11 protein-coding genes and 2 pseudogenes are annotated in these 10,105 nt (G+C 48.6%); 10 read left to right on the top strand and 3 right to left on the bottom strand.

Annotation, left to right across the window (positions count from 1 at the left end):
- Nucleotides 1–85: 85 nt before the first annotated feature.
- Nucleotides 86–295, top strand: a pseudogene (locus MMO38_RS16295) (ATP-binding protein); the annotation flags it as partial.
- Between the two features lie 117 nt (nt 296–412).
- Nucleotides 413–766, top strand: a complete 354-nt coding sequence (locus tag MMO38_RS16290) for a recombinase family protein (RefSeq protein ID WP_009516421.1) — start codon at nt 413–415, stop codon at nt 764–766.
- Between the two features lie 240 nt (nt 767–1,006).
- Here MMO38_RS16290 and MMO38_RS16285 read toward each other — a convergent pair whose 3' ends face one another.
- Nucleotides 1,007–2,086: an AraC family transcriptional regulator gene (locus MMO38_RS16285; protein WP_004658508.1), complete on the bottom strand. Its 1,080-nt coding sequence runs from the start codon at nt 2,084–2,086 to the stop codon at nt 1,007–1,009.
- 216 nt (nt 2,087–2,302) lie between these two features.
- Here MMO38_RS16285 and MMO38_RS16280 point away from each other — a divergent pair, with 216 nt between their 5' ends.
- The 3 genes from MMO38_RS16280 to MMO38_RS16270 all read left to right on the top strand — a co-directional run bounded on the left by MMO38_RS16280 (nt 2,303) and on the right by MMO38_RS16270 (nt 5,365).
- Nucleotides 2,303–2,623, top strand: coding sequence for a 2Fe-2S iron-sulfur cluster-binding protein (locus MMO38_RS16280; protein ID WP_004658513.1), 321 nt, complete (start codon nt 2,303–2,305; stop codon nt 2,621–2,623).
- A 49-nt stretch (nt 2,624–2,672) separates the two neighbouring features.
- Entirely contained in the window at nt 2,673–4,064 is a 1,392-nt protein-coding gene (locus MMO38_RS16275) for a cytochrome P450 (RefSeq protein WP_004658516.1), read from the top strand.
- An 86-nt stretch (nt 4,065–4,150) separates the two neighbouring features.
- Entirely contained in the window at nt 4,151–5,365 is a 1,215-nt protein-coding gene (locus MMO38_RS16270; protein ID WP_001193555.1) for an FAD-dependent oxidoreductase, read from the top strand.
- A 38-nt stretch (nt 5,366–5,403) separates the two neighbouring features.
- Here the strand turns inward: MMO38_RS16270 and MMO38_RS16265 are convergent, their stop codons facing one another.
- On the bottom strand, nt 5,404–5,634 hold the full coding sequence (locus MMO38_RS16265) for an IS5 family transposase (RefSeq protein ID WP_004656998.1): 231 nt from the start codon (nt 5,632–5,634) through the stop codon (nt 5,404–5,406).
- A 656-nt stretch (nt 5,635–6,290) separates the two neighbouring features.
- Between MMO38_RS16265 and MMO38_RS16260 the strand changes: the two genes are divergently transcribed.
- The 5 genes from MMO38_RS16260 to MMO38_RS16240 all read left to right on the top strand — a co-directional run bounded on the left by MMO38_RS16260 (nt 6,291) and on the right by MMO38_RS16240 (nt 9,780).
- Complete coding sequence (locus MMO38_RS16260) at nt 6,291–7,160, top strand: metal-dependent hydrolase (protein ID WP_000149466.1); 870 nt, start codon at nt 6,291–6,293, stop codon at nt 7,158–7,160.
- Between the two features lie 83 nt (nt 7,161–7,243).
- Nucleotides 7,244–7,870 (top strand): TetR/AcrR family transcriptional regulator, encoded by a 627-nt coding sequence (locus MMO38_RS16255; RefSeq protein ID WP_000952904.1) that lies wholly within the window; start codon nt 7,244–7,246, stop codon nt 7,868–7,870.
- A complete protein-coding gene (locus MMO38_RS16250; RefSeq protein ID WP_000186299.1) occupies nt 7,867–8,838 on the top strand; it encodes a BtrH N-terminal domain-containing protein in 972 nt (323 codons plus the stop codon). Before MMO38_RS16255 ends, MMO38_RS16250 begins: the two co-directional genes overlap by 4 nt.
- 56 nt (nt 8,839–8,894) lie before the next feature.
- Nucleotides 8,895–9,359 carry a PaaI family thioesterase gene (locus tag MMO38_RS16245; protein ID WP_000378064.1) on the top strand — a complete coding sequence of 155 codons (465 nt, stop codon included), beginning with the start codon at nt 8,895–8,897 and terminating at the stop codon, nt 9,357–9,359.
- Nucleotide 9,360: 1 nt separating this feature from the next.
- The gene (locus MMO38_RS16240; RefSeq protein ID WP_000029507.1) at nt 9,361–9,780 is read left to right on the top strand and encodes a PaaI family thioesterase; all 420 of its coding nucleotides are present in this window, start codon (nt 9,361–9,363) and stop codon (nt 9,778–9,780) included.
- Nucleotides 9,781–9,871: 91 nt separating this feature from the next.
- On the opposite strand, the pseudogene MMO38_RS16235 reads toward MMO38_RS16240, so the two are convergent.
- Nucleotides 9,872–10,012, bottom strand: a pseudogene (locus tag MMO38_RS16235) (helix-turn-helix domain-containing protein); the annotation flags it as partial.
- Nucleotides 10,013–10,105 lie beyond the last annotated feature (93 nt).

Raw genomic sequence — 10,105 nt, 5'->3', positions numbered from 1 at the left:
AGCAAAGCCAAGATAGGTGGTGGAAAATTTAGGCCATTGCGCGCAATTGAAAAACCTTAGCGTGCTATATTTTCCGTTTCCTGAGACGACCCCTATCATTACGACGAACTTGAGCTTCTCGGAATGGAGCAATGTATTTGGTGATGCTAAGTTGACGACTGCACTGCTGGATCGACTGACTCATCATTGCCATATCATCGAAACGGGTAATGAATCCTATCGTTTTAAGCAAAGCACGGAGGAAGCCAAGCAGCGTATAAAGAAACGAGAAGCAGAGAAAGGAGAGTTATTTTAACCGTCGATCAGTGAAGAAAAAGCAACAGCAATTGATCGATTTATCCACAGCAGTGTAGTACGCTACATTGCTTAAATGCCTGGTCAATATTCAACGAGCATCGCTGGTCAATATTAAGTGAGCGTCAACAATCTTGGGCATTTCGGGGTATCTCTGGTGGCACAAACAGGTTTGCAGTTTGACCTTTCCACATCTCAGGGAAAGCTCATGGCTTCTGTGATGTCTGCATTAGCAGAGTTTGAGGGAGATTTACTACGTGAACGTGTGCGCTCTGGTGTAGCAGCGGCACAAGCGCGTGGCGTTGTGTTTGGTCGTCGTCCTGGTCAACGTACCAAGTCAGATCGTCTGGCACCTAAAGTGTTGGAGTTGGTGTCTGCTGGACACTCTTATCGACAAGTCGGTCGGCTGGTCAATCTAAGCAAAAATACCGTGTTGGATATCGTTAAAAGAAGTCGGAGTGAAAATCCTTAGCGTGCTATATTTTCCGTTTCCTGAGACGACCCCTAACTGAAGACATTGACGGTGGATGGGCTGCAATGGGAATTAAAACCTCTACAGAGTTCACAGCGGGTTGCAAGCGTTGGGTTGAGTTGAGGTTATCGGATTGGAAGTGGAGGGCTGCCATATGATTGCCATCTCTGACATAGCGTTTTAAGGTATTTTTCTAGGGCGTATTGATGTTTCAACGTATTAACAATCATACGAACAACCTCATTCTCTCAGGTCATTTTCTTCTTGCCGATGGGTGATTTTTCGCCGATAAGCACTTGGTGATACACCAAACCAGCGTTTAAACGCGCGCCGAAAATTAGCAGAGTCGTGGTAATTCAGTAAGCTGGCAATTGCCTCGACCGATATTTGAGGGTCATGTAAATAACTACTGGCTTTCTCAGATAAAATCCGATCTCGAATCAGCCGGTAACTCGTGTTCTCTTTGACCAGACGTCTGGCCAGCGTACGCTTATTCATAAACAAGGCTGCAGCCAGATCCTCTTCACTCAGTTGCCCGAGCGGATAGGACAGCATGGCTTTTTGCACTTGGTAGGTGGTGCTGTGTTGTTGGGTCTTGAGCCGGTTGAGGATCATTTCGCATTGTTGCATCGCCAGCAGATAGCTATCGTGCTGCGCGGATGCATTGGCAATCAAGCACAACTCGGTCGGCACTCGGATCGACAGTTGTGGCTGATCAAACTGATAGGTACCGGCAAGATAATCCGCGTAACAGGCATGATGATCGGGGGCGGGATGGCTAAACTGAATCACCGCCTCGGTCAGCGGTCGTCCAACAATAAATTCGGCACATTCCGAAAAAATCACCGCAACAGTTTCGGACAGTAGCCGATGTACTGCATGACTCAAGGTCTGCTCAAAGAAAATCAAGCAGGTCGTCCACTCAGCATTGGTGTGTGTTTCGAGCCTAATCAAACTCATACGGGTCGGCAAAAAAGTTTGAAACGCTTGTAACACGGCCAATAAGTTCGGGCTGCTATTGATTAAAAAGCCCATCGAGCCATGTGTTGACGGCGTGAGCCGCTGCCCTAAACGCAAGCCAAACTGATCGGATGCGGACAACTCCAAGCTATTTTGTAAGATTTGAATCTGTTGGCTGGCCGTGATCATCGTGTCGTCACGCATCAGTTGTTCAGCGGTCAGCGTGGTGAATTTTAATAGTTTAGGTAGGTCACGCGCCTGCAAGTCCAGCTCTCGGCCAATCAGACGGGTATAGCTACAGGGGATATTAGCAGATTCACTTGTACTGGCGAGACCAGTCAGCAGACTTGGATGCAACATGGCTCAAACACCTCAATAACAGACCAGTATGAAAGAACATCGACTAGAAAAATGCAATCGACGATGGGGCTACAGCGCCATAATCGTCTTTTAATGACCCTATATTGTCAACAAGAGACCTGTAAGCAGTATGGATACATGTCTATTATGAGTAAAGAGGGATGGCTATTTTCATCGGCGTCACCAGCAACCGTATACCACACAGGAGTAGTAATAATGGGTCAAATTACATTGATCGAGTATGACGGTACCGCCACCGTACTTGACATCGAAGCGGGCAAGTCGCTGATGCAACTGGCTATCGATCACGGCGTATCCGGCATTGATGGAGATTGCGGTGGCGAATGTGCTTGTGGAACCTGTCATGTGATCGTTGACGGTGCTTGGCTGGCGGCGACAGGACAGCCCAATGACGAAGAGGCGCGCATGCTAGAGATGGTACCAGAAGGTACGGCGTCGTCTCGTTTGGCGTGCCAGATTCAATTGTCCGATGCAATGGATGGCATGGTGGTGCATTTGCCTGAGTTTCAAATGTAGTGACGGCAGATTTCAACAGCTGTTAAGCATCATCATTGAGGAATGAATCATGAAAAACATGCAAGCCACACTAAACCAAATTTCAGCCCTGCTGCCGATACCCATGCATTTACAAGTGAAAGGCATGCAGGTGTTCCAAAAGGTCAAGCAACGGGTGACACAGGCGCAACCGTTCCCTGATTTTGTAGAAAAGCCAATCCCCGATGTTGCCACGCTCAAGCTCGAAGACATCGATATGAGCAATCCGTTTTTATATCGACAGCATCAATGGCAGTCATACTTTAAGCGGCTACGCGACGAGCGTCCTGTTCATTACCAAAAAAGCAGTCCATTCGGTGCATTTTGGTCGATTACCCGTTATGACGATATTGTGTTCGTGGACAAATCCCACGAGCTGTTTTCGGCGGAACCGGTGATTGTGATTGGCAAGCCGCCCGCCGGACTGGATGTGGAAATGTTTATTGCAATGGATCCGCCTAAGCACGATGTGCAGCGTCAAGCGGTACAAGGTGTGGTCGCACCGAAAAATTTAAAAGAAATGGAAGGGCTGATCCGCAGTCGGGTACAAGAGATTTTGGATGATTTGCCGCTCGATACGCCGTTTGATTGGGTGGAGCGGGTGTCCAAAGAAATCACCGCACGCATGCTGGCGACCTTGTTAGATTTTCCGTATGAACAGCGGCACAAGCTGGTGTACTGGTCTGATACGTTGGCGGGCAGCGCAGAAGCCACGGGCGGTGAGATTAGCGACAACGATGTGCTTTTTAATGCCGCCGCTGATATGGCCAAGCAGTTTGCCGCGCTGTGGCATGCCAAGGCGGCTCAGCAAGCGGCAGGTGAGCCGATGGGATTTGATTTGATTAGCTTAATGCTGAGCAATGACGATACCAAGGATTTGATTCACCGTCCGATGGAGTTTTTGGGCAATTTGGCCTTGCTGATTGTCGGTGGGAATGACACCACGCGGAACTCCATGACCGGCGGGGTATATGCGCTGAACCTGTTTCCTGAGCAGTTTGTCAAACTGAAAAACCAACCGAGCCTGATTCCAAATATGGTGTCCGAGATCATTCGCTGGCAGACCCCACTGGCGTATATGCGTCGCATCGCCAAGCAAGACATCGAGATGCACGGCCAAACCATCCGTAAGGGCGACAAGATCTTAATGTGGTATGCCTCGGGCAATCGTGACGAGCGGGTGATTGAACAGCCAGATGCGTTTTTGATTGATCGTAAAGGTGCACGCAATCATTTGTCATTTGGCTTTGGTGTGCATCGCTGTATGGGCAATCGCTTGGCCGAGATGCAGTTGCGGATTCTGTGGGAGGAGTTATTGCTTCGCTTCGACAATATTGAGGTATTGGGTGAGCCAGAGTTGGTGCAGTCTAACTTTGTGCGCGGCTATGCCAAGATGATGGTCAAACTGACTGCCAAAGCGTAGGTATCAAAATAGGCGACAGAGGCATTTTGCAACTGTCGTCGGCAACAATTGATGCTGTGCATCAACCATGAACTGAGTGAATTCATATGCAAACAATCGTCATCATTGGCGCAAGTCATGCTGCGGCGCAGTTGGCGGCAAGTCTGCGGCCAGATGGCTGGCAGGGCGAGATTGTGGTGATCGGCGATGAGCCGTATTTGCCGTATCATCGACCGCCGTTGTCCAAGACCTTTTTATGCGGTGCACAACTGGTCGATGAGTTATTGATTCGGCCAGCCGCTTTTTATCAAAAAAATCAGATCGAATTTCGGCACGGGCGGGTGGTTGCGATTGATCGGGCAGCGCGCAGCGTGACACTACAAGATGGCAGTACGCTTGCGTATGACCAGTTGGCGCTGTGTACCGGTGCACGAGTCAGGACGGTGTCGCTGGCTGGGTCTGATTTGGCAGGTGTGCATTATCTTAGAAATATCAGCGATGTACAGGCTATCCAGCCATTTGTACAACCCAACGGCAAAGCAGTGGTGATCGGTGGTGGCTATATCGGTCTTGAAACAGCCGCCGCATTGACCGAGCAGGGCATGCAGGTGGTGGTCTTGGAAGCCGCCGAGCGGATTTTGCAGCGGGTAACTGCACCGGAAGTGTCGGACTTTTATACGCGGATTCATCGCGAACAGGGTGTGACGATTCATACCGGTGTGTCGGTCACGGCGATCACGGGTGAGGGGCGGGCGCAAGCGGTGCTGTGTGCCGATGGTTCGATGTTCGATGCAGATCTGGTGATCATCGGGGTCGGGGTTGTACCGAATATCGAGTTGGCGCTGGACGCGGGCTTGCAGGTGGACAATGGTATTGTGATTGATGAGTATTGCCGTACCAGTGCGCCAGAGATTGTGGCCATCGGGGATTGTGCCAATGCGTTTAATCCGATTTATCAGCGGCGGATGCGCTTGGAGTCGGTACCAAACGCCAATGAACAGGCCAAAATTGCCTCGGCGACCTTGTGTGGCTTACAGCGGACCTCGAAGAGTTTGCCTTGGTTTTGGTCAGATCAGTATGATCTAAAGTTGCAGATTGCGGGACTCAGTCAGGGGTATGATCAGATCGTGATTCGGGGTGATGTGCAGCAAAGGCGTAGCTTTGCAGCGTTTTATTTGCAGGCGGGTCGCCTGATTGCGGCGGATTGTGTGAATCGTCCGCAGGAGTTTATGCTAAGCAAAAAGCTGATCACGGCTGGTACGGCGGTCGATCCACTGCGGTTGGCGGATGAGTCGATTGCGGTACAGGCGTTGATGGGGTAGCTTAAAACTACATCAGGCTAGATTTGCATTACGCTGATTCAGATGTTAATCAGAATGGCATCGATAGATACCTGTGAGAGCAAGTCAGGTGCAGCTTTGGCTTTGTGTAATTCACCACCCGTGATCGCAAACACGATGGGTAATCCATACCCATCTACGGCAAGATGGATCTTACTTGTCTTGCTACCTCGACTTAAGCCAATCGCCTCCTGATCGTGAGTTGCAGCACGTGCATTATGTTGATGTGCCTTGACGTAATTGCTATCCATAACCCCTACTCTATATCAGAGTCAGTAGATAAAACCCTGAGTATGCTTTGGAAAAAACCTTTTGCTGACCAGTCGTTGTATCTTTTGTAGAGATTAGGCTGCTGACCAAACTCAGTCAGGAGGTAGGTCTAGCCATGGACATTTCACCCACATTCTGTAGAGCATGGCTTCTACGGTGAGCCGTAAATTTGGTTTGTGATCAATGTCCTGTTGCTTGAGCATAGGAGAAATCTTTGCTCAATGTTGGTCGTTCAGCATAAAGCGTGGCATGGTGGACTCGGATGGGGAGAGCTTTAATTCTCTGAGTCTGCCTCCAATTTGCAATCAATATTTTCAAACGTCAACACACTCTAATGTAAAAAAACTAACATTAAAAAAACACCTCTGCCAAAAGGTCTGGTAGCTATATTCGATGTCAAAGATGATCTGGCTCACCTGCTGCGTTGTTAACTCATTCTATCAAATTTTGAGGACAGGCTTGACATTTGGTCAATCGACCAATATATATTCAAAATATGCATTTGGTCATTTGACCAATACCCGTTGAATTCTTGTGTGATATTTGCTGTGCCTGACCAAGGTGAAAAATATTGCTCAAGGTCAAATGTGATAGCAGGTTTACAGACATTCGATGCCTTTACAAGGAAACTCTCGCCATGACTCATATGATCAATATCCAGCCACGTAAGCCGCGGTTTGATTTAAGTGATGTTCCAGTTTTTTGGAACGACGGTGACCCGGTGTTAACACGCTTCTTTGATGCACTTTCTATTCACTTCCCCGATGGAGAGCGTTTTTTTATTCAGTCGGTGCGTAACTATCAGGATCTGGTCACAGATCCTAAACTGAGAGAAGATATCAAAAACTTTTTTCGCCAAGAAGCGCAACATGGCATTGTGCATGACCAGTATAATGCGGTGATGCAGTCGCAAGGCATTCATGTCGAAAAGGTCATCGCAAGATTCAAATTATTTATTCGGCTCTCCCAAAAACACCTGCCCGCCAAGTATCTGTTGGCCATGACAGCTGCCTTTGAACATATTACTGCTGTACTAGGCGAGGGTGCTATGGAGGGTGAGGGTGAGATGTTCAAGAATGCTCATCCCGCAATGCGTGCCATGTTCATGTGGCATGGGGTAGAAGAAGTCGAACACAAAACAGTAGCCTTTGATGTTTACGAAACAGCGGCAGGTGGGGGGTATTTCACCCGCGCATCTGCTTTGATTATCGGAACGCTACTGGTACATGCGGTGGTTGGCTCAGTTCTTTGGCATATGTTGAAAATTGACAAACTACAAGGTCAGCCATTGGTGCTTGCTAAGGGATTTTATCGCCTCTATGGACCACGTGGCCTGATTACCAGACTTATTCCACGCTATCTGGACTGGTTTAAGCCAGGTTTCCATCCTAGCGACACCGAAATCCCAGAAAAGGTTAATTCTTGGCTGGCTGAATATGATAAGCATCAAGACCCTATGGAAGCGTCACGAATTGTTTTTAATGTCCCCATTGCAAAAGCTGTATAGATCAGGAGAGACCGTGAAAGACTCGACTCGACTTGACCAAGTCGAGTAACCTGTCTTATTGATATAATGTTATGAGTCAAACTATGTTGAGTAGTGAATCTACGCGAGTCGAAGTTGCTGACCGCGAGAGAGTATTAGCCGCTTCTGCCAAGCTGTTTCGAGAAAAGGGTTTTGAGCGTACCAGTGTGCGAGAAATTGCCAGTGCTTGTGGTATTCTTCCAGGCAGTCTGCATTACCGCTATCGTAGTAAAGACGATATTTTGGTTGATATGATGCGGCTTGCTATTGAGAGAACTATTTACAGGATTGTTGAGGCGACTTCCGCGATTCAAGATCCACTCAAAAAAATGCAATCGGCACTGCAGACACATGTCGATATCCTTATGTCGGGTGACGATATGGTTTATGTGTTGTTGTTTGAGTGGCGCTCGGTACATGGAGTCGCACGTGAGCAGATTATTGCTGAGAGAGACAGATACGAGCGATATTGGCAGACAATTCTTGATGATCTGCAGTCTTATGGTTGTATCCGAAACGATGTGGATGCAGATCTGTTAAGACTGATTGGGCTAGGAGCAATAAACTGGGCTGCCACTTGGTATAAAGAAAATGGTAAGTACAATCTTGAACAGATCGCGGATGCGATATGGCAGATGATGACAAGAGGCATCCTTAATCCAGATTTTCACGAAGAGGCAAAAAACCTGTGACCAACTATAAGACTCCATCCCGTATCACGCACGCCATCGGGAGGCATTGTGGCAGCTCCGCAATTCGTGATTTGCTCGAGTTTAATGGGCTGAATATTTCCGAGGCCATGTGCTTTGGATTAGGCTCAGGGCTTGGCGTGACCTATTTGGAAATGGCTGACGCCCCTGTGCCATTTTTAGTGCATGTGCGGTCTTTGGGGTTTGAAGCGCGCGTATTTGAAAGTATCGGTATACCCTTTGAGTGGCAAACCTTCGAGTCACCCGAATCGGCAGCCACCGCGCTGGAGAAATGTTTGGATGCGGGTCACCCCACCCTGTTGCTGACGGATATTTTTTATTTACCTTACTTCAACAGCAGCACGCACTTTCCCGGTCACGCCATAGCCGCTTGGTCGAGAAATCCAGAGACAGGTGCGGTATTTGTCACCGATACCGAGCGTCCGAGTGTTTTGTCGGTGACGCGAGAGGCACTGACCCGCGCACGTTTTTCTACACAGCCCCCATTTATTCACTATGGCAATATGTTCACGCCCACCGCGTTTCAAGGCGAAATTACCCCCGAGATGATTACCGGTGTCATCCATGACAACGCCAAGTCATTAGCTGTGAGTGGCATATCGGCACTGGAAACATGGCTGGCCGAACTGAGTCGTTGGGGAGCCACAGGCGATTGGCACTGGACGACCCGATTTGCCTACCAAATTATTGAAAAGCGTGGCACAGGTGGCGGCGGCTTCCGCAAAATGTACGCTGAATTCCTTGATGAAGCGGTTCACTATGACGCAAGTGTACAGCAATATCGACTGCCCCTGTTAATGAGGGCTTGCGAAAAAGCATGGACGGCATTAGCCATGTGTTTGAAGTCTGCCTCGGAAAGCACAAACTTTCCATATGCCGCCATTGAAGAGGCCATTGTGGCGGTGATGCAGGCCGAACGTAATTATACAGATGCCGCCCTTGCACTTTGAGACGTGCCGCTAATTTTTTCGCAATAAAATCAGCCAGCAATGGCGGGAGTTCAAAAATGGACAGTAATAACACGGCACACCTGACCATGGCTAAGGCGTTTTTTGGTACTAATCACCCTTTATTCAATATGTTCAATATTAGTGTTGGTGCAGTGAGCGATGGTCATGCCGAGATGACGATGCCCTTCTCTGAGCAACTCTCTGACCGTAAAGGCTCACTGCATCGAGGGGCTTTGGTGACGCTGCTGGATACGACTTGCGGCTTATCTATTTTTTCGTCATTGCGGTCGTTAGAGCCGATTGCCACTATTGATTTGCGTGTCGATTTTTTGCGACGTATTCCCTCTGCGGTAGGTTTAAAGGCGATAGTGGATTGCATTGGTAGAACCGATACGGTGGCCTTTATCACGGGCCGAGCGGTTGCAGAAGACAGTGGTGAGCTACTGGCTACTGTCACTGGTTCTTTCGCAATCGGCACGATGGGACCCTCTTTTGACAGCAATGAAGCGCGAGGCGAGTGATATGAGTATAGTAAATCAGATGAGCGCGGAAACACCCCCACTAAAATTGTGTGACGAGCCTTTTGTCGATTTTCTAGGTTTTCGTGAGGAAATGCAACATGGAGAAATACAGTACTTTATGGACTTTCGTGATTCGCATATCGGCAACCCGATGATTGGCACGTTTCATGGCGGCATTCTCGCGAGTTTTGGTGAAGTGGCCGCCGCCGCCTATCTTGCCCGTCAGCGTGGTGATAATGAGCTGCCCTTATGCTCCACGATGACCTTTGATTACCTGCGGCCAGCATTTATAGGTACGTTACAGGCAGTCCCCAGTATTGTTCGTGCGGGTCGGCGCATTACGACAGTATCGGTTCAGTTACTACTTGATGGCAAGTTGGTTTGTATCGGTCGATTCCTGTTTACGGTTAGCAGCAAATAAAATTGGAGCAAGCTCAGTTCAGGATGCCGACCCTGTTTTACTCAGAAAAATTTTCAATAGATAGACAAATAATATCAAATAGCTGGAACTACTACTGATACCGATACAGCGTTGGCGCAGAAATCCCAAACTCCTTCGCCAATGCTCGCTTGGTTTTGTAGTCGCCAGATTCAAGACGTTGATGCAGCAGAGCCACTTGTTCAGGAGTCAGTGACGGCTTACGGCCCTTGTAGGGGTCGTCTCAGGAAACGGAAAATATAGCACGCTAAGGTTTTTCAATTGCGCGCAATGGCCTAAATTTTCCACCACCTATCTTGGCTTTGCT

It is taken from the genome of Acinetobacter sp. NIPH 1852 (assembly GCF_022549455.1).
GTDB lineage: Bacteria > Pseudomonadota > Gammaproteobacteria > Pseudomonadales > Moraxellaceae > Acinetobacter.
The sequence above is the reverse complement of the archived record's forward strand: the minus strand, read 5'-3'. Positions and strand labels throughout refer to the sequence as shown.